Source organism: Candidatus Avoscillospira sp. LCP25S3_F1, from assembly GCF_052117125.1.
In the GTDB taxonomy this organism is placed as follows: Bacteria; Bacillota; Clostridia; order Oscillospirales; family Oscillospiraceae; genus Avoscillospira_A.
On sequence record NZ_JBQKJT010000015.1, the window covers coordinates 1 to 17,459 of the forward strand.

Annotated in this window: 19 protein-coding genes and 1 rRNA gene; 16 read left to right on the plus strand and 4 right to left on the minus strand. The window is 59.3% G+C overall.

The features are described from left to right. The 16 genes from rrf to ACTQ33_RS13010 form a co-directional block, all read left to right on the plus strand. A 5S ribosomal RNA gene (rrf, locus tag ACTQ33_RS12935) occupies positions 1 to 111 on the plus strand; the annotation flags it as partial. 59 nt (positions 112 to 170) lie between these two features. Further along, complete coding sequence (locus tag ACTQ33_RS12940) at positions 171 to 575, plus strand: hypothetical protein (protein WP_441465016.1); 405 nt, start codon at positions 171 to 173, stop codon at positions 573 to 575. 361 nt (positions 576 to 936) lie between these two features. Next, positions 937 to 1,422, plus strand: a complete 486-nt coding sequence (locus tag ACTQ33_RS12945) for a tRNA (cytidine(34)-2'-O)-methyltransferase (protein WP_441465017.1) — start codon at positions 937 to 939, stop codon at positions 1,420 to 1,422. Positions 1,423 to 1,454: 32 nt separating this feature from the next. Beyond that, entirely contained in the window at positions 1,455 to 2,654 is a 1,200-nt protein-coding gene (locus tag ACTQ33_RS12950; protein WP_441465018.1) for a phosphoglycerate kinase, read from the plus strand. A 338-nt stretch (positions 2,655 to 2,992) separates the two neighbouring features. Beyond that, positions 2,993 to 3,769, plus strand: a complete 777-nt coding sequence (gene tpiA, locus ACTQ33_RS12955) for a triose-phosphate isomerase (RefSeq protein ID WP_441465019.1) — start codon at positions 2,993 to 2,995, stop codon at positions 3,767 to 3,769. 128 nt (positions 3,770 to 3,897) lie between these two features. Next, the gene (locus ACTQ33_RS12960; protein WP_441465020.1) at positions 3,898 to 4,326 is read left to right on the plus strand and encodes a CBS domain-containing protein; all 429 of its coding nucleotides are present in this window, start codon (positions 3,898 to 3,900) and stop codon (positions 4,324 to 4,326) included. Positions 4,327 to 4,598: 272 nt separating this feature from the next. Further along, positions 4,599 to 5,051, plus strand: coding sequence for a ribosome maturation factor RimP (gene rimP, locus ACTQ33_RS12965; protein WP_441465021.1), 453 nt, complete (start codon positions 4,599 to 4,601; stop codon positions 5,049 to 5,051). A gap of 33 nt (positions 5,052 to 5,084) precedes the next feature. Further along, the gene (gene nusA, locus ACTQ33_RS12970) at positions 5,085 to 6,299 is read left to right on the plus strand and encodes a transcription termination factor NusA (RefSeq protein ID WP_441465022.1); all 1,215 of its coding nucleotides are present in this window, start codon (positions 5,085 to 5,087) and stop codon (positions 6,297 to 6,299) included. Between the two features lie 28 nt (positions 6,300 to 6,327). Continuing rightward, a complete protein-coding gene (gene rnpM, locus ACTQ33_RS12975; protein WP_441465023.1) occupies positions 6,328 to 6,603 on the plus strand; it encodes an RNase P modulator RnpM in 276 nt (91 codons plus the stop codon). Beyond that, on the plus strand, positions 6,593 to 7,012 hold the full coding sequence (locus ACTQ33_RS12980; protein WP_441465024.1) for a L7Ae/L30e/S12e/Gadd45 family ribosomal protein: 420 nt from the start codon (positions 6,593 to 6,595) through the stop codon (positions 7,010 to 7,012). The genes rnpM and ACTQ33_RS12980 overlap by 11 nt, the downstream gene beginning before the upstream one ends. Before the next feature lie 15 nt (positions 7,013 to 7,027). Further along, the gene (gene infB / locus ACTQ33_RS12985) at positions 7,028 to 9,358 is read left to right on the plus strand and encodes a translation initiation factor IF-2 (protein ID WP_441465025.1); all 2,331 of its coding nucleotides are present in this window, start codon (positions 7,028 to 7,030) and stop codon (positions 9,356 to 9,358) included. Between the two features lie 168 nt (positions 9,359 to 9,526). Next, positions 9,527 to 9,901, plus strand: a complete 375-nt coding sequence (gene rbfA / locus ACTQ33_RS12990) for a 30S ribosome-binding factor RbfA (RefSeq protein ID WP_441465026.1) — start codon at positions 9,527 to 9,529, stop codon at positions 9,899 to 9,901. Further along, complete coding sequence (locus ACTQ33_RS12995; RefSeq protein WP_441465027.1) at positions 9,888 to 10,838, plus strand: DHH family phosphoesterase; 951 nt, start codon at positions 9,888 to 9,890, stop codon at positions 10,836 to 10,838. The genes rbfA and ACTQ33_RS12995 overlap by 14 nt, the downstream gene beginning before the upstream one ends. Before the next feature lies 1 nt (position 10,839). Then, on the plus strand, positions 10,840 to 11,697 hold the full coding sequence (truB, locus tag ACTQ33_RS13000; RefSeq protein ID WP_441465028.1) for a tRNA pseudouridine(55) synthase TruB: 858 nt from the start codon (positions 10,840 to 10,842) through the stop codon (positions 11,695 to 11,697). A 5-nt stretch (positions 11,698 to 11,702) separates the two neighbouring features. After that, positions 11,703 to 12,656 (plus strand): riboflavin biosynthesis protein RibF, encoded by a 954-nt coding sequence (gene ribF / locus ACTQ33_RS13005; protein WP_441465029.1) that lies wholly within the window; start codon positions 11,703 to 11,705, stop codon positions 12,654 to 12,656. Between the two features lie 64 nt (positions 12,657 to 12,720). Next, positions 12,721 to 14,022, plus strand: coding sequence for an HlyC/CorC family transporter (locus ACTQ33_RS13010; RefSeq protein WP_441465030.1), 1,302 nt, complete (start codon positions 12,721 to 12,723; stop codon positions 14,020 to 14,022). Positions 14,023 to 14,217: 195 nt separating this feature from the next. Here ACTQ33_RS13010 and ACTQ33_RS13015 read toward each other — a convergent pair whose 3' ends face one another. Genes ACTQ33_RS13015 through ACTQ33_RS13030 form a run of 4 tightly spaced genes read right to left on the minus strand, consistent with a single transcriptional unit; the run spans position 14,218 to position 17,450 of the window. Beyond that, complete coding sequence (locus tag ACTQ33_RS13015; protein WP_441465031.1) at positions 14,218 to 14,958, minus strand: DivIVA domain-containing protein; 741 nt, start codon at positions 14,956 to 14,958, stop codon at positions 14,218 to 14,220. A 22-nt stretch (positions 14,959 to 14,980) separates the two neighbouring features. Continuing rightward, the gene (locus ACTQ33_RS13020; RefSeq protein ID WP_441465032.1) at positions 14,981 to 15,484 is read right to left on the minus strand and encodes a cell division protein SepF; all 504 of its coding nucleotides are present in this window, start codon (positions 15,482 to 15,484) and stop codon (positions 14,981 to 14,983) included. Between the two features lie 41 nt (positions 15,485 to 15,525). Next, a complete protein-coding gene (locus ACTQ33_RS13025; RefSeq protein WP_441465033.1) occupies positions 15,526 to 16,218 on the minus strand; it encodes a YggS family pyridoxal phosphate-dependent enzyme in 693 nt (230 codons plus the stop codon). Continuing rightward, positions 16,215 to 17,450 carry an HlyD family efflux transporter periplasmic adaptor subunit gene (locus ACTQ33_RS13030; protein WP_441465034.1) on the minus strand — a complete coding sequence of 412 codons (1,236 nt, stop codon included), beginning with the start codon at positions 17,448 to 17,450 and terminating at the stop codon, positions 16,215 to 16,217. Before ACTQ33_RS13030 ends, ACTQ33_RS13025 begins: the two co-directional genes overlap by 4 nt. Positions 17,451 to 17,459: the final 9 nt, after the last annotated feature.

A 17,459-nucleotide genomic window follows, 5' to 3' on the forward strand; every position in this document is an offset into this window, starting at 1 on the left:
TGTTGATTGCAGCGAGGGTCCACCTGTTCCCATTCCGAACACAGAAGTTAAGCTCGTTTGCGCCGAAAATACTTTGCGGGCGACTGCACGGGAAAATAGGTAATGCCAACACAGAGAACGAGGATTGCAATTGCGGTTCTCGTTTTTTGATTTTATTGGAGGTATATAAGATGAATCGGAAGGCTCTGGACGTCATCAGCCTGGTCGGGTTGCTGATCTGCGCAGTGGCAGTAGCGGACCTGCTGACCAGATGGGATAATACCATCCTACTACTGCTGTATTTTATTTGGGGTGTTGCCAGTGCGGCCATGGTAGCCATCGTGCTGCTGGCATACAAAGTTCGGCAACAGGTACAGGAGGTATGCCGGGGCGGTGCGCCGCTGTTGGGCCTACGCCTGGCTTTGTCTGTGATGCTGCTGGTTTTGGGATGGTACGTCAACGCGGCTTCCGAGGCTCTTTACGGCGCGGACAGTGCCATGGTGGCCGATAACGGGATACGGATGTTTTGTGTGATTTTTTCCGCCGTGTTCCATGTGATCTATTTTGCCTATACCAAGAAAAAGCCGGAGCGGTAACCGCTTCGGCTTTATTTAATACAAGTTGGTGACAGCGGCCAAAACCACGGCAGGGATTGCGCTGGCGACGGCGGTGCTGATAGCCGGGGCATGCGAATTTGTCCTCTGTGTGGCGGAGACTGGAGACCAACGAAGTCTCCCAAATGACTGGAAAACAAGGGCCGCGGCGCATATAGGGCCGCGGCCCTTTGCCGTCAAGAGGGGCCTTACAATCGGATTCCACAAAAACAGCCGGGTTTCTCAGGGGATTCCCTGTAAAGAAAAGAAAAATGCAATTTTCTAGTTGAATTTCGCGGCAGTTTATCATAGAATAGGAAAGTGAAAGCCGAAAGGCAGAGATTTTGGATAGAGAGGCTTGTATATGCTGCATATCGTACTGGTGGAGCCGGAGATTCCGCAAAACTGCGGCAATATTGCCAGAACCTGCGCCGCCACGGGCAGCGTGCTTCATTTGATCAAACCCTTGGGCTTTGACATTTCGGAAAAGGCCGTCAAACGGGCCGGACTGGATTACTGGCATCTGGTGGACGTCCGGGTTTATGAAAATCTGGAGGACTTTTTCCGGCGCAACACCGTGGAGCAGATGTGGCTCATGACCACCAAGGCGCCCCGCAGTTACGCCGAGGCATCCTTTTCCGACAACTGCTACCTGTTGTTCGGCAAGGAGACGCGGGGACTGCCGGAATCGCTGCTGCGGCAGCATCCGGACTGCTGTCTGCGTATCCCCATCCGGGCGGAGGCCCGCAGCCTGAATTTGGCCAATTCTGTGGCGATTGTCACCTTTGAGGCCCTGCGCCAGCAGGGATTTCCCCATCTGTCCGATCAGGGGCTGATGGTCAACTGGTAATTGGAGTAACATGATATTGGAGGTCAACAAACATGAATTACAACAAGAAATCCATTGAGGATATCGACGTCAAGGGCAAAAAAGTCCTGCTGCGCTGTGACTTCAATGTTCCCCTGAAGGCCGGTAAGATCACCAGCGACAAGCGCATCGTCGCTGCCCTGCCCACCATTCAGTACCTGCTGAAGAACGGCGCTGCCGTTATTGCCTGCTCCCACATGGGCAAGCCCAAGGGCGAGTGGAAGCCTGAGCTGAGCCTCAAGGTTGTGGCCGAACGTCTTGGCGAGCTCCTGGGCCAGGAGGTCATCATGGCTGCCGATGTGGTGGGTGACGACGCCAAAGCCAAGGCCGCTGCGCTGCAGCCCGGCCAGATCATGCTGCTGGAGAACACCCGTTACATGAAGGGCGAGACCAAGAACGATCCCGAGCTGTCCAAGGACCTGGCTTCCATGGCGGATCTGTTCGTCAATGACGCATTCGGCTCCGCCCACCGCGCCCACTCCTCCACCGCCGGTGTGGCCGACTATCTGCCCGCCGTCTGCGGCTACCTGATCGAGAAGGAAATCAGCATCATGGGCAAGGCCCTGTCCGACCCCGCCCGTCCCTTCGTCGCCATTCTGGGCGGCGCCAAGGTCTCCGACAAGCTGAACGTCATCAACAATCTGCTGGAGAAGGTGGACACCCTCATCATCGGCGGCGGTATGGCCTACACCTTCCTGGCTGCCAAGGGCTATGGCATCGGCAAGTCCCTGCTGGACAGCGAGAAGCTGGACTACTGCAAGGACATGATGAAGAAGGCCGAGGAGAAGGGCGTCAAGCTGCTGCTGCCCATCGACACTGTGGGCGCCGATCACTTCCCCGATCCCATCGACGGCGACATCGCTGTGGAGACCTTCCCTGTGGAGGCGCATCCCGACAACATGATCGGCATGGATATCGGCAAGGAGACCTGCAAGCTGTATGCCGATGCCGTCCGCTCCGCCAAGACCGTCGTGTGGAACGGCCCCATGGGCATCTTTGAGAACCCGGTTCTGTCTGCCGGTACCATCGCCGTGGCTCAGGCCCTGGCCGATTCCGATGCCATTACTATCGTCGGCGGCGGCGACAGCGCCGCGGCCTGCGAGCAGCTGGGCTTCGCCGACAAGATCACCCACATCTCCACCGGCGGCGGCGCTTCCCTGGAGTTCCTGGAGGGCCTGGAGCTGCCCGGCATTGCCTGCCTGGAGGACAAGTAAGGACTGTGACCTTGTGGAGTACCCGGAACGAAGGCATGCACTTTCGGCCGGGCAGCTCCAATGGGGTCCCCACACTAAAGGCTGTGTCTTTGGTGTGGGGAAAAGGCAAAGCAAACAGAGCGAAAGAGCGCTGCCGCTGACGGCGGCGCGATGGATGCGGCGATTGCTTTGCCGCCGCCCGGCATTGCCTGCCTGGAAGACAAGTAATTTTTATATGGGCATCTGCAAACACATATGTCTGCGGAAGCCCGGTTTTCCCGCCGAACCGTAGTATCAGTATTCCGGCGGCGCTGCCGCCGGAACCGGAAAAAAGTAATCGTTGAGGAGATACGAGAACCATGAACAGAAAGTACCGCAAGACCATCATCGCCGGCAACTGGAAGATGAACAAGACCCCCTCTGAGACCAAGGAATTTATGACCGAGTTTAAGTCCATCATGCCCAAGGGCCGCTGGTGCGATGTGGCTCTGTGCGTGCCTGCCGTGTGCATTCCCATGGCCGTGCGCTGCATGAGAGAGACCCGTGTGGGCATCGGCGCTGAGAACTGCAACGCCAACGCCTCCGGCGCTTACACCGGTGAAATCGCCGCTAACATGCTGGTGGACGCCGGCTGTAAGTATGTCATCATCGGTCACTCCGAGCGCCGCGCCATGGGTGAGACCGATGCCGATGTCAACGCCAAGGTCCACGCTGCGCTGAAAGCCGAGCTCATGCCCATCGTTTGTGTGGGTGAGACCCTGGAGCAGAGAGAGCTGGGCATCACCGAGGACTGGATCTCCATGCAGGTCAAGTGCGCCCTCCACGGCGTGCCCGAGGAGAAGATCCGCAAGATCGTTGTGGCCTATGAGCCCATCTGGGCCATCGGCACCGGCAAGACCGCGACCCCTGAGCAGGCGGAGGAAGTCTGTGAGCACATCCGCACCGTCATCCGCAAGCTGTACGGCGCCAAGATTGCCCGTGCCATCTCCATCCTGTACGGCGGCAGCATGAACGAGAAGAACGCCTTTGAGCTGCTGGCACAGCCCGACATCGACGGCGGTCTGATCGGCGGCGCTTCCCTGGTGCCCGAGAAGTTTGTGCAGATCATCGAGGCGGCCAACCAGCCCACCGTGTAAGCGGAAATCTGATCGGAATTGTGCACAAAACAGGCGCAGATTTTTCTGCGCCTGTTTTTCTGCCTTTACAAAATTTTCATGCCTTAACTGAAAATCTATGATACAATAAGGGCGAAAGGGGATGTGTCATGAATATTTTGTTTTTTCTGACACCCAAAGCCACCTGCTCCTATCTGGAGGAGGACGACACGCTGCGTCAGGCCCTGGAGCGGATGGAACAGTGCGGCTATTCGGCCTTGCCCATCCTCCGCAAGGACGGCACATACTGCGGCACGCTGACCGAAGGCGATTTGCTGTGGGCGCTGAAAAAGCTGTGTGTCATGGACATCAAGCAGACGGAAAACCACAACATTATGGAGATCGCCCACCGGCGGGACAACAGCGCCGTGTCGGTGACCACCAACATTGAAGATCTGGTGACCAAGGCCACCGACCAGAACTTTGTGCCGGTTATCGACGACCGGCAGGCGTTCATCGGAATTGTTACCAGAAAGGCCATCTTGCAATACTGCCTGAAAAACTTCTTTGTTCATACCAGACAGGAGGCCGCCGTATAGGCGGTCTCTTTTGTAAACTTGGGGCGAAACCGGACTTTTCTGCCGGTTCTATTCCAAAAAATACCCTGTTTTTTCAAGAAATTTTCATAAATTGCTTGCAATACACATAGAATAGTGATATAATGTGTACGATTTAAGATGTAGTAGGATGAAGGCTGGGGTTTTTCCCCAGTCTTTCTTATTGGAATGACAGCGTCCGCAGGCACCGTTCCGGTGATCACGCGGCGACTGTACGCGTGCCGCTTGCAGCGGCGGAAAGGGGAATCTGCCATATGAAGATCACCGAACAGGTCCGGCAGTTTGCCGAGCCGGTGGTGGAGGCCCAGGGCTGCTCCCTGTGGGATGTGGAATACGTCCGCGAGGGCGGCGAGTGGTTCCTGCGGCTCTATATCGACAAGGAGGGCGGCGTGGACATCAACGACTGTGAAGCCGTGTCCCGGGCGGTGGACCCCATCCTGGATGAGAAGGACCCCATCCCCGACAGCTACCACTTTGAAGTCAGCTCCGCCGGACTGGAGCGGACGCTGCGCCTGCCCCAGCACTTTGCCAAATGCCTGGGCCAGAAGGTCGCCGTCCGGCTGTACCGGCCCAAAGACGGCGCCAAGGAATTTGTGGGTGTTTTGCGGGAATATGAGGATGGCCGGGTGACCATTGAAACGGCTGCCGGTCCCAAGACCTTTGAAAAGAACGAAGTCGCCCTGGTGCGGCTCTATGTGGAATTTTAACCGTCTTACCGACTAAGAGGAGGAATTTACCCAATGAATCCCGAGATTTACGCAGCTCTGGACCAGCTGGAGAAGGAGCGGGGCATCCCCAAGGACTACATGCTGGAGAAAATCTCCGACGCCCTGAAGAATGCCTACAGCAAAAATAAAGTGGGCTATACGGAGAATGTCACCGTGGAGCTCAACGACGGCGTCCTGCGGATGTATGCCCAGAAGGAAGTGGTAGAGGATGTCATGCTCCCCGCCACGGAAATCAACATTGAAGCCGCCCGCAAGATCGACAAGCATGTGCAGCTGGGCGACCTCATCAATGTGGATGTAGACACCAAGAACTTCGGCCGCATCGCCGCCCAGACCGCCAAGCAGGTCATCATCCAGGGCATCCGCGAGGCCGAGCGGGGCAAGGTCTTTGACAACTTCTCCTCCAAGGAGCATGAGATTCTCACTGGTACCGTCCTGCGCATTGACCCCAACACCCGGGACATGATCGTCCGCATTGGTTCCGGCGCCGTCAGCACCGGCGCTCTGGGCAACAGCGAGCGCACCGACGCATTGCTGTCCGGCTCCGAGCAGGTCAAGAGCGAGGTCTACACCGAGGGCAACCTGATCCGCGTCTATGTGGTGGAGGTCCGCCGCTCCAACCGCGGTCCCCAGGTCATTGTGTCCCGGACCCATCCGGGCCTGGTCAAGCGGCTCTTTGAACTGGAAGTGCCGGAGATTGAGTCCGGTCTGGTGGAGGTCAAGTCCATTGCCCGGGAGGCCGGCTCCCGCACCAAAATCGCCGTCTGCGCCACCGAGGAGAACATTGATCCCGTGGGCGCTTGCGTCGGCCCGCGCGGCGGCCGCGTCGGGGCCGTGGTGGAGGAGCTCCACGGCGAGAAGATGGACATTGTGGTGTGGTCCGAGGACCTGGCCCAGTTTGTGGCTTCGGCACTGAGCCCCGCCGATGTGGTGTCCGTCACCATGATTCCCGGCCAGAAGGCTTGCCGCGTGATTGTCCCCGATGATCAGCTGTCCCTGGCCATCGGTAAAGAGGGCCAGAACGCCCGTTTGGCGGCCCGTCTCACCGGCTGCAAAATTGATATCAAGCCCCAGTCCATGGAGGACCAGCTGGAGCCCATCGTGGCCCCCGCAGAGCGGGAGGAACCGGCTGCTGCGGAAGCGCCGGAGGCGTCTGAAGAGCCTGTGACGGCGGAGCAGGAATCTGCTGCCGACGCGGCGGAGGAACCCGCCGGCCAGCAGGCGTAACCGCCGGACCCCGGAAGGAGGAGACGCCATGCCCAAAAAGATTCCCATGCGCCAATGCGTCGGCTGCCGGGAGATGAAACCGAAAAAGGAACTGGTGCGGGTGGTTAAATCGCCCGACGGCGAAATCACTGTGGATTTTCGCGGCAAGGCGCCGGGACGCGGCGCGTATGTGTGCCCCAACACCGACTGTCTCAAACGGGCCATCAAGTCCAAGGCCCTGGAGCGGGGCTTTGCAACGGCCATCCCCCAGTCGGTTTACGATACCCTTGTGGAGAGAATGGAGGCGGGAGACGATGGATCGTAATCGTGCGTTGAACCTGCTGTCCCTGGCGCGCAAGGGCGGCAATATCCAGCTGGGCGAGGAGAACGTGGGCGCGGCCAGCCGCGCCGGTCAGGCCCGGCTCATTGTGGTGGCGTCCGACGCCGCCGACAACACCTATGGCCGGGTGAAAACCTTCTCCCATGCCGGTAAAACCACGTTTATCCGCGTGCCCTATACGAAAGAGGAATTGGGTCACGCCTGCGGCCGCGCCGTGTGCGCCATGGCCGCCATCACCGATGTGGCGCTGGCCAGAGCGTTTGTCAACGCCCTGGGTCAGCCGGAGAAGTACGCCGAGCTGTTGGCCGACCTGGACCGCCGGGTGGAGCGGGTCCAGCAGCGGCGGCGGGAGGAAAAGGCCCATCGCAACAATATCAAACACGGGAAAAAGTAACTCGGAGGTGGCTATATGAGTTTAATGAAATATCGCATCCACGAGGTCGCCAAGGACTTCGGGGTACCCACCAAGGTCATGATGGAGCTGTACGAGAAGCACTTCGGCAAGCCCAAGAACCATATGCAGGTCCTGGAGGAAGACCAGCTGAATCTGCTGTTTGACGTATTTACCAAGAGCCATCAGGTGGCGTCGCTGGAGGAGGCCCTGAAGGCCACCGGTGAGACCAAGGCTCCGGCCAAGACTGCGGAAAAGCAGGAGCACAAGCCGGCTGAGGCCCCCAAGGCGCCCGCGGCCAAGAAGGAGAACAAGCCCGCCCCCCAGAGCGAGCAGAAGAAAGAGCAGCCCAAGAAGGACGAACGCCGCCGCGAGCGCCGTGTGGTTGACACCTCCGCCGTTACGGTCAACGCCGAGCGGTTCGACGACCGGGTGGACTCCCTGGTGTCCGAGCGTATGCAGAACGCCAAGGGCGGCAAGCAGCGCATTGGCGGCAAGCAGGGCAGCAACAACAAGAAGAAGGGCAACTTCGGCAACAAGCGCCGCAACGAGGAGCAGGAGAAAATGCGCCGGCTCCAGCTGGAGATCGCCAAGAAGACGCCCCTTACCGTTAAAATCCCCGACGAGATCACCGTGGGCGAGCTGGCCAGCCGCATGAAGAAGACGGCTGCTGAGGTCATCAAGCAGCTCATCAAGCTGGGCGTCATGGCCGCCGTCAATCAGGTCATCGACTACGATACCGCCGCATTGGTTGCCATGGAGCTGGGCTGCAAGGTGGAGAAGGAAGTCGTTGTCACCATCGAAGAGCGCCTCATCGATGACCACGAGGATACCGCCGACGAGCTGCAGCCCCGCAGCCCTGTTGTCGTGGTCATGGGCCACGTCGACCACGGCAAGACGTCGCTGCTGGACGCCATCCGGAAGACCAACGTGGTCTCCGGCGAGGCCGGCGGCATCACCCAGCACATCGGCGCCTATCAGGTGGAAATCAACAACCAGCCTATCACCTTCCTGGATACTCCCGGTCACGCCGCCTTTACGGCCATGCGCGCCCGCGGCGCCATGTGTACCGATATCGCCATTCTGGTGGTGGCTGCCGACGACGGCATCATGCCCCAGACCGTCGAGGCCATCAACCATGCCAAGGCCGCGGAAATTCCCATCATCGTGGCCATCAATAAGATGGATAAGCCCGAGGCCAACCCCGACCGCATCAAGCAGCAGATCACCGAATACGATCTGGTGCCCGAGGAGTGGGGCGGCGACACCATTATGGTGCCCATCTCCGCCAAGAAGGGCGAGGGCATCGACAACCTGCTGGAGATGGTCCTGCTGACCGCCGAGATGCAGGAGCTGAAGGCCAACCCCAACCGCCGCGCCAAGGGTACCGTCATCGAGGCCCGGCTGGACAAGACCCGCGGCCCCATTGCTACCCTGCTGGTCCAGAACGGCACCCTGCACCAGGGTGATATCATTATTGCCGGTACCGCCGTGGGCCGTGTCCGCGTCATGACCAATGACAAGGGCAAGACCGTTAAGGAAGCCGGTCCCTCCGTCCCCGTGGAGATCACAGGTCTGGGCGAAGTACCCGGCGCCGGCGACATCTTCAACGCCGTCGAGGACGAGCGCATGGCCCGCCAGCTGGTGGAGGAGCGCAAGGCCGAGGAGAAGGCCCGCGCCGCCAAGGCCATGACCAAGGTCACCCTGGATGATCTGTTTGCCCAGATTCAGGAGGGCAACATGAAGGAGCTGAACATCATCGTCAAGGCCGATGTGCAGGGCTCCGCCGAGGCGGTCAAGGCCAGCCTCCTGAAGATTTCCAACGACGAGGTCCGCGTGAAGGTCATCCACACCGGCGTTGGCGCCATCAATGAGTCCGACGTGCTGCTGGCCTCCACGGCAAACGCCATCATTGTCGGCTTCAACGTCCGCCCCGATGCCGCTGCCGCCGCTTCGGCCCAGCGCTCCAAGGTGGATATGCGGATGTACCGCGTCATCTATGACGCCATCAACGAGATCGAAGCCGCTATGAAGGGTATGCTGGACCCCAAGTTCCGGGAAGCCGTCATCGGCCACGCCGAGGTCCGCGAAACCTACAAGGTTTCCTCCGTGGGCACCGTCGCCGGCTGCTACGTCAAGGACGGCAAGATCACCCGGGATGCCCAGGTCCGCGTTCTGCGCGACAATATTGTCATTCACGAGGGTGTGCTGGGCTCCTTGCAGCGCTTCAAGGACTCCGTCAAGGAAGTGGCGGCCAACTATGAGTGCGGCATCACCATCGACAAATTCAACGATATCAAGGAAGGCGACGTCTTTGAGTGCTTCGTCATGGAGCAGATCAAGGACTAAGCGTTCCGCGCCAGTGTGCAAACATTGGCAGGCATATACGGAATGCAAGTAATTTGCAGGGCGGGGGCATGTCCCCCGCCGCCACCAACCGACACCGTACCGAATAAGGCGGGGGTTTGCCCCGTCCGACACGGTGCGGTATCATCGTTTCTAAGGAGGTCCATTACTATGGCATCCAATCGCATCGGAAGAATCAACGAGGAGATCCAGCGGGAGCTGGCAGAGTTGCTGCGCACGCTCAAGGACCCCCGCGTCCAGGCCATGATCTCCGTGACCCGTGTGGAGACCACCGGCGATCTCCGCTATGCCAAGGTCTATATCAGCGTCCTGGAAAAGGAACGGAGCCGCGATGTTTTGAAGGGCCTCAAGTCCGCCGGCGGCTTCCTGCGCCGGGAGATCGGCAACCGGCTTCAGCTGCGGTATACGCCGGAGCTGGTCTTTGAGCTGGACGACTCCATTGAACACGGCGCGCACATTTTTGATCTCATTGCCAAGCTCCACGACCAGGAGGAGCAGAGGGGGGAACACCATGACGAGGAGTGAAGCCGCGGCGTGGCTGCTGGCCCATGACCACTTCTGTATTTTGACCCACCGGAATCCCGACGGCGACACCATCGGCTGTGCCGTGGGCCTGTGCCGCGGCCTGCGGAGTTTGGGTAAGACGGCCCACATTCTCCGGAATCCCCAATTTGGCCCCCGCTACGCCAAGTGGTACGACGGGCTGCTCTGTGAGGAGCCTGCTGCTGATCATATCCTGGTCTCTGTGGACATCGCTTCCGAGTCCCTGCTGCCGGATAATGCGCAGGCATTGGCCGGGAAGATTCAGCTGGCATTGGATCACCACGGTTCCAATACGGGCTATGCCCATTGTGACTGTGTGGAGCCGGATTTGGCTGCCTGTGGTGAGTTGATTTTCGGCGTTCTGCGGGAGCTCCACGTGGACCTGACGGCGGATACGGCTTCGGCCCTCTACCTGGCCGTGTCCACGGATACCGGCTGCTTCCAGTACGCCAATACCACGTCCAACACCCTGCGGGTGGCGGCGGAGTTGATCGACGCGGGCTGTGACGCATATCCCATCAACAAAGAGTTTTTCGGCACCCGGTCCATTTCCCGCCTGCGGCTGGAATCCCGGCTCACCGACAGCCTGGAATTCTTTGCCGGCGGCACGGTGGCCCTCTCCCACATTCCCCTGTCCTGGATGGAGGAGCTGGGCCTGCGGGAGGAGGAACTGGACTCCATTTCCGGCTTTTCCCGCAACGTGTCCGGCGTGCAGATCGGCATCACCATCCGGGAGCAGGCCGGCGGACGGCAAAAAGTGTCTCTGCGGACGGCCAGCTGTGCCAATGCGTCGGCCATCTGTGCGCACCTGGGCGGCGGCGGCCACAAGGCGGCGGCGGGCGCCACGGTGACGGCCTCCTATGAGGAAGCGCGGGCCATGGTGCTGGACGCCCTGCGGGCCGAAGGCATTGAGGTGTGATATGGCGGCAAACGGCATTGTCATAGTGGACAAGCCCCAGGGCTGGACGTCCCAGGACGTGACGGCCAAGCTGCGGGGCGTGTTCCACCAGAAGCGCATTGGCCACGGCGGTACGCTGGACCCCATGGCCACCGGTGTTCTGCCGGTGTTTGTGGGCCGGGCCACCCGGGCTGTGGAGTTTTTTGAATCAGCAGAAAAGGGTTATGAAGCGGGGCTGTGCCTGGGCCGTGTTACCAACACCCAGGACACCACCGGCGAGACGTTGGAGGAACATCCCGTCACCGTGAGCCGGGCCGACGTGGAAGCCGTACTGCCCCGATTCACCGGAGAAATCGACCAGATTCCACCCATGTATTCGGCGGTGAAAATTAACGGCCAAAAGCTGTACCAGCTGGCCCGCCAGGGAAAAGAGATTGAGCGGAAGCCCCGCCGCATCACCATTCACAGCCTGCGGCTGCTGGAGGGCGACGATCTGAGGCTGGAGGTGCTCTGCTCCAAGGGAACGTACATCCGCACGCTGTGCCATGACATCGGCACGGCGCTGGGCTGCGGCGGCTGCATGTCCAGTCTGCGGCGGACCAAGGCCGGGTGTTTTGCACTGGCCGACAGCATCCCCCTGGAAACCCTGATTGCCGCCGAGCATCCGGAACAGTATCTGCGGCCCGTGGACAGCCTGTTTGCAGACCTTCCGGCGGTGACGCTGACAGAGGAGCAGGTGAAGCCCTGCCGCAACGGCGCGGCTATTCCAATGGAAGGCCGGGGCCGCTGCCGCGTCTACGGCCCCAACGGAGAATTTCTCATGGTGGGTCGGTTCCGGCAGGGAAAACTCTGGACGGAAAAAAGTTTTTTTGAGGTGTGACGCCATTGGAACTACAACGTGTCATTGCCATTGGATTTTTTGACGGCGTCCATCGGGGCCACGGGGCGTTGCTGACCAGAGCCCGACAAGTGGCGGACCGGCTGGGACTGCCTGCGGCGGCTGTGACCTTCGACCATCACCCGGCCTCGGTGCTGGGCGGCCGCACCGTACCGCTGCTCAGTACGCCGGAGGAGCGGGCGGGCCTGATGGTGCGGCTCTACGGCATGGACGAGGTGTTGATCTGCCACTTTGACCGGGAGATGGCCCAGATGCCCTGGCGGTCCTATGTCAGCGACCTGCTGCACCGGCAGTATGGGGCGGTCCATGTGGTCTGCGGCGAGGACCACCGGTTTGGATGGCGGGGCGAAGGCGACGCCGTCCGGCTCCAGCAGCTGTGTACCCGGCTGGGGATGGGCTGCGACGTGATCCCCAAGGTGGAGATGGGCGGCAGCGCCGTCTCCTCCACCCGTATTCGGACCTTACTGGAACGGGGCGATGTGGCCGGGGCCAATGCGCTGCTGGGCCATCCCCACTGTCTGACGGGCCGGGTGGTCCACGGCCGCCAACTGGGCCGCCAGCTGGGCACCCCTACAGCCAACCTGCTGCTGCCAGACGGCGTCTTGGCTCCGGCCTACGGCGTCTATGCCACCCGGGTCTGGGTGGGGGAACGGTCCTATGCCGCCGTGGCAAATGTGGGCGTCCGGCCCACGGTGGACGGCCTGGGCGCTGTAACCGTGGAACCGTGGCTGCTGGATTTTACAGGAAATTTATATGACCGGGAAGTTCGGGTCGATTTTTACGAATTTCTTCGACCGGAGCAGAAATTTGACGGGTTAGACCAGCTTCGTGAGGCTATTTTGTTGAATGCCGACCAGACCCGCGCCTATTTTGCCCACCGGGACCCGCCGGAGACTTCGGAATTCTCCCTTTACAATAGGGAGAATGATGTGATAAACTAAAAACCATATCAGTGCTTGTCATGCTGATAAATTTTATGATGAAAGTAGAGTTGATTCGTCCCAAATGGACAGTACAGGTAATTTAGTGATGATCGTGGCCCTGTTGGCCCTGGTCGCCATGTCCGGCTATTTTTCCGCCACAGAAACGGCCTTTACATCACTCAACCGCATCCGTCTGAAAAACCGCGCCGAAAACGGCGACCGCCGGGCCGCCAAAACGCTGGCGCTGGCGGAGGATTACGACAAGCTGCTCTCCACCATTCTCATCGGAAACAACATCGTCAACAACGTGGCCACCACCATCGGCGCTGTGCTGTTTATTAAGCTCATCGGCGAGACCCGTGGTCCTACGGTGTCTGCTACCGTGCTCACAGTTGTCATTCTGATCTTCGGCGAGGTCTCCCCCAAGAGCCTGGCCAAGGAGAATCCAGAAGCCTGGGCTATGTTTGCCACGCCGCTGCTGCGATTCTTCACCTGGGTTCTGACTCCGGCCAATTTTCTGTTCACCATGTGGAAAAAACTCCTGTCGCTGGTGTTTCGCAACAACGGCGACGACGGCATCACCGAAGAGGAGTTGGTGGGCATGGTCGATCAGGCGGAGAATGAGGGCGGTCTCGACGAGCACGAGAGCGATTTGATCCGCAACGCCATCGAGTTCAGCGATTTGGAGGTGTCGGAGATCCTGACGCCCCGGGTGGACCTGGTGGCAGCCGAGGATACCGCCACCGTGGAAGAGGTGGCGCGGCTGTTTGTGGAGAGCGGATATTCCCGTCTGCCCATCTATCACGACAACATCGATAATATTATTGGCCTGATCCATGAGAAGGACTTTTACGCGGCCCGTTATCGCGGTCTCAGCGATATCTTCCATCTGAAAGCCCCCATTCAGTACACCACCGGTACCACTAAGATTTCCGAACTGCTGCGGATGCTCCAGCGGAACAAGGCGCATATGGCCGTTGTGGTTGACGAGTACGGCGGCACCGAGGGCATTGTCACCATGGAGGACATCATGGAGGAACTGGTAGGCGAAATCTGGGATGAGCACGATGAAGTGGTGGAGCTGTTCCGCAAACAGGAGGACGGCAGCTACCTCATCGGCTGTACCGCCGATCTGGACGACCTGTATGATCTGTTTGAAGTCAAGGGCAGTGACGACTCCGACGCCGTCACCGTGTCCGGCTGGGTCATGGAGCAGGTGGGCCGGGTGCCGGAGATCGGCGACCACTTCCAGGCCGAAGGCCTGGATGTCACCGTTACCAAGGTGGAGCACCGCCGGGTTATGGAAATTCAGGTCCGCATTCTGGAGGAAGAACCCGACGACGAGACGAAAAACGGCAAGAAAAACGGTAGATCTGAGAGATAACCGTCAGGGCGCGCTGCTGCGGCAGCGCGCCCTGTTTTGCGGCTTATCCGCATTGCACCTGTGTGTCCACCAGCCACCGCGGACACACGGCGGGTAGACAGTCCAAAAATCCAGTCAAAACTTTTGTGGATTATAGAAACGATTACAAAAACCGAGGCGCTGCTCCAGGGCAGCGCCTCGGTTTTTATTCTGCAATTACTCCCGGTCGGGGGAGAAGTTCTTGCCGAACTGCAAGTCAGAGAATTTGTCGTTCTTATGGGCGACACGGGTTTTTTCCAGATCGCCGTCATCGTTGGGACCGATGACTTTTTCCAGATTCTGTTCAATCTGGTGGGCAATTTCTTCGGTCTCGCGCTCCTGCTGGGCTTCGGCCTCGCGGATTTTGTCTACGGGTACCTGAACGGTAATGGGCTCCACGGTTTCCTTCTTGGGGGCCGGGGGCTCGGCGTGGAAGTCAAAGGAGGAGGCAGAGGGCTGGGGACCCAGATTCATGAGCTTGAGATTATTCAGCAGGTCCAGATGACGGGCCACATCCTTTTCAATGATCTCAATGAAGTTCCGGGCGGCCTGCTTGGCCCGCTCAATGCGGTCCTCTTCGGCGCTGATCTGCTGCTGGGATTCCTGAATCTTGGCGCGGACAATGTTTTCCGCCTGACTGGTCAGCTGGGCGCATTTCTTCTCCGCCTCAGCCACCATGGTATCGGAGGTCTTCTGAGCAGCCACCAGAGCCTTTTTCATGCTGTCTTCCTGGGTGCGATACTCTTCCAGCTTTTCCACCAGAATTTTCATCTTGCTTTTGAGGACGGCGTTCTCCTTGTACAGAGTGATATAGTCCTCGGTCAGCGGCTCGAGAAATTCGTCGACGCTGGCCATGTCATAGCCGCCGAACACAGCTTTGACAAATGTTTTTTCTTCGATCTCCTGAGGGGTAAACACAGGGCAGGGCTCCTTTCAGCGATTACAGATACACGCCGTTGTTTTCCAGCTGATCGATAACATCCCCAATGATATCCACATTGTAGGGCGTAATCAGGTAGGTGGAAATGGCGATTTTCTTGATCTTGCCGTCGAGAGCGTAGGCACAGCCGGAGAGGAAATCCACCAGGCGGCGGGCGATGGCGGCATCGGTCTTCTCCAGATTCAGCACCACGGCGTGCTTGGCCCGCAGGTGCTCGGCGATTTCGGTAACGGTGTCAAAGGATTCGGGCTTGACAAGAATGACCTGCATCTGCACCGTGGGGTGGATGCTGACGACTTTGTTGCTGCGGGTGTCGTTATTGACCGTGGCGGTGGCGGAACCGAGACCCAGATCGTTCATATCGTAGGCCGGAGCTACAGAAGATTTCGAGGCCGGGGGTACATTGGGAGCCTCGTCGTTGAGGCCGTCATCATAGTTATCAAAGTCCTCCGAGTCCTCGGAGAAGGGCTTGGCTAAACGCTTGAGTTCGTCCATAAAACGCATGTTGCAAAATCCTCCTATTAGTAAAAACGATCCACGTTACCTTATCCGTAATTTCGGGCGCCAAAAATGGCGGTACCCACGCGTATCATGGTGCTGCCCTCAGCAATGGCGTCGGTGAAATCGTCCGACATGCCCATAGATAGGCAGTCCATAGAAACATTATCGTACTTTTTTCCCTTAATGTCAACAAAAAGGTTGCGCATTTGTGCAAAAAACTTGGAATTATCCCCAGGATTTTGGCTGATGGGGGGAATGGCCATGAGTCCGCGCAGGTGAACGGCAGGAAATTCACCCATCCGGGCCGCTACGGCGGCGGTTTCCTCTACGGTGAATCCCGATTTGCTGGCCTCGCCGCCCACGTTGACCTCCAGCAGAATGTCCTGGACAATGCCCTGCTTGTCGGCCTCCTTCTGGATGCACTCCAGCAGAGGCAGGCGGTCCACCGACTGGATGCAGTCCACCCGTCCCACCACCTGCTTGACCTTATTGGTCTGCAAATGGCCGATAAAGTGGACAGGTACGCCCGTATAGGCGCCCAAGGGCTGCTTTTCCAGCAGCTCCTGGACCCGGTTTTCGCCGCAGCAGTCTACGCCGGCGGCGACTGCCTGCCGGACGGCGTCGGCGTTGTTCATCTTGGTAGCGGCGCACAGAAGAATTTCTTTGGGGTCGCGGCCGGCGGCCTCGGCGGCCCGGGCCATGGCGGCCCGGATGGTCTGTACATTTTCGTGGATCATGAGGTGATCACAACCTTCCCATCGTATAGTTCTTTGGCGTTGACGATAATTTCATCGCCTGGCCACAGATTGTCTGTAACCGATTTATCCAGCGACACCACGTAGCTGTCGCCGTCATCATAGAGTAGGGTGACGGGTTTCCACTGGGCGGAGGTGGTTTCGAGAATATAAACGCCGGTATTGCCCGATTCATCGGTGCGGATGGCCTCCTTGGGCACCCGCAGACCGTGGTGGAACCGGAGGATAATGTCGGCCTGCTGGCGGCGCAGCAGCGTCACCGATTGCAGGGACGATTCCGACGACAGCACCAACAGGCTCCGGCCGTTTTCGTCGTCGCCCAGACGCTCCACCTGCATGGGCAGACTTTCGCTGCCGCTGATGGCAAACTGGACCGTCACGGTGTCGCCGGCTTCCAGCTCCTCCAGGCTTTCAGTGGGAACCGCCGCCACATAGTACCAGCGAGAGCTGGTGATCAGGCGCCCGAAGGCGTTTTGATCGATGGCGGCAGGCTCCAGGGACTCCAGCTGCGCAATGGACAGGGTGGACAGCAGTTCCGGCGTCAACACCTGTTCGTAGCCGTCCACATCGCCGGAAAAATAGCCGGACACCGGGGCGTTGATGGAGGTGGTGTCACCGACGGCCTGGGTTTCCAGGGCGGTGAGCTGGGACTGGAGCTGGGCAATCTGGCTGTTGAGGACCGTCAATGCGCCGTCATCGGCGCCATGGCGGAGAATCAGACCTTTGAGCGCTGTGCTCACGTCTACACTCTCCGAAAGGGACTGACTGGCCGTCAGTTTGGCCCAGGCCGTCAACTGCTGAAAGACGGCGTCGTCCAGGGAGGTGGTGTCGCCGGCTTCGGCGGCCACGGTGGTGGCATAGGTCAGCTGTTCCAGCTGAGCCGACAGGAGTTCAATTTGATCCTGCCGTGTCTGGGCATCGGCATCGCTGTAGCCCATGGCCACCACCTGACCGGCGCCGACCTTTTCCCCTTCGCTGCGCTCCGGAACGGTAATGGCGCTGGAAGAGGTCAAGAGCTGCTCCTCCCGGACCACCCAGCCCTCCACGGAACGGCCTTCGCTGACGGAGACCTCCACGGCGAGAATGGTGGACAGGGGATCTCGAAAATAGTTCAGTGCCATGTAGCCCGCATAGAGCAGTAGAGCTGCCACGGCAATCAATACGATGATACGGTTGTAGAATTTACCGGATTTGGACAGTAGTTGCAGCTTCATGGAGACTCC

Excerpts from the sequence above, each read along its gene's own strand:
- ACTQ33_RS12940 (WP_441465016.1), top strand. The coding sequence starts at position 171 with ATGAATCGGAAGGCTCTGGACGTCATCAGCCTGGTCGGGTTGCTGATC.
- ACTQ33_RS12945 (WP_441465017.1), top strand. The coding sequence starts at position 937 with ATGCTGCATATCGTACTGGTGGAGCCGGAGATTCCGCAAAACTGCGGC.
- ACTQ33_RS12950 (WP_441465018.1), top strand. The coding sequence starts at position 1,455 with ATGAATTACAACAAGAAATCCATTGAGGATATCGACGTCAAGGGCAAA.
- tpiA (WP_441465019.1), top strand. The coding sequence starts at position 2,993 with ATGAACAGAAAGTACCGCAAGACCATCATCGCCGGCAACTGGAAGATG.
- ACTQ33_RS12960 (WP_441465020.1), top strand. The coding sequence starts at position 3,898 with ATGAATATTTTGTTTTTTCTGACACCCAAAGCCACCTGCTCCTATCTG.
- rimP (WP_441465021.1), top strand. The coding sequence starts at position 4,599 with ATGAAGATCACCGAACAGGTCCGGCAGTTTGCCGAGCCGGTGGTGGAG.
- nusA (WP_441465022.1), top strand. The coding sequence starts at position 5,085 with ATGAATCCCGAGATTTACGCAGCTCTGGACCAGCTGGAGAAGGAGCGG.
- rnpM (WP_441465023.1), top strand. The coding sequence starts at position 6,328 with ATGCCCAAAAAGATTCCCATGCGCCAATGCGTCGGCTGCCGGGAGATG.
- ACTQ33_RS12980 (WP_441465024.1), top strand. The coding sequence starts at position 6,593 with ATGGATCGTAATCGTGCGTTGAACCTGCTGTCCCTGGCGCGCAAGGGC.
- infB (WP_441465025.1), top strand. The coding sequence starts at position 7,028 with ATGAGTTTAATGAAATATCGCATCCACGAGGTCGCCAAGGACTTCGGG.
- rbfA (WP_441465026.1), top strand. The coding sequence starts at position 9,527 with ATGGCATCCAATCGCATCGGAAGAATCAACGAGGAGATCCAGCGGGAG.
- ACTQ33_RS12995 (WP_441465027.1), top strand. The coding sequence starts at position 9,888 with ATGACGAGGAGTGAAGCCGCGGCGTGGCTGCTGGCCCATGACCACTTC.
- truB (WP_441465028.1), top strand. The coding sequence starts at position 10,840 with ATGGCGGCAAACGGCATTGTCATAGTGGACAAGCCCCAGGGCTGGACG.
- ACTQ33_RS13010 (WP_441465030.1), top strand. The coding sequence starts at position 12,721 with ATGGACAGTACAGGTAATTTAGTGATGATCGTGGCCCTGTTGGCCCTG.
- ACTQ33_RS13020 (WP_441465032.1), bottom strand. The coding sequence starts at position 15,484 with ATGCGTTTTATGGACGAACTCAAGCGTTTAGCCAAGCCCTTCTCCGAG.
- ACTQ33_RS13025 (WP_441465033.1), bottom strand. The coding sequence starts at position 16,218 with ATGATCCACGAAAATGTACAGACCATCCGGGCCGCCATGGCCCGGGCC.
- ACTQ33_RS13030 (WP_441465034.1), bottom strand. The coding sequence starts at position 17,450 with ATGAAGCTGCAACTACTGTCCAAATCCGGTAAATTCTACAACCGTATC.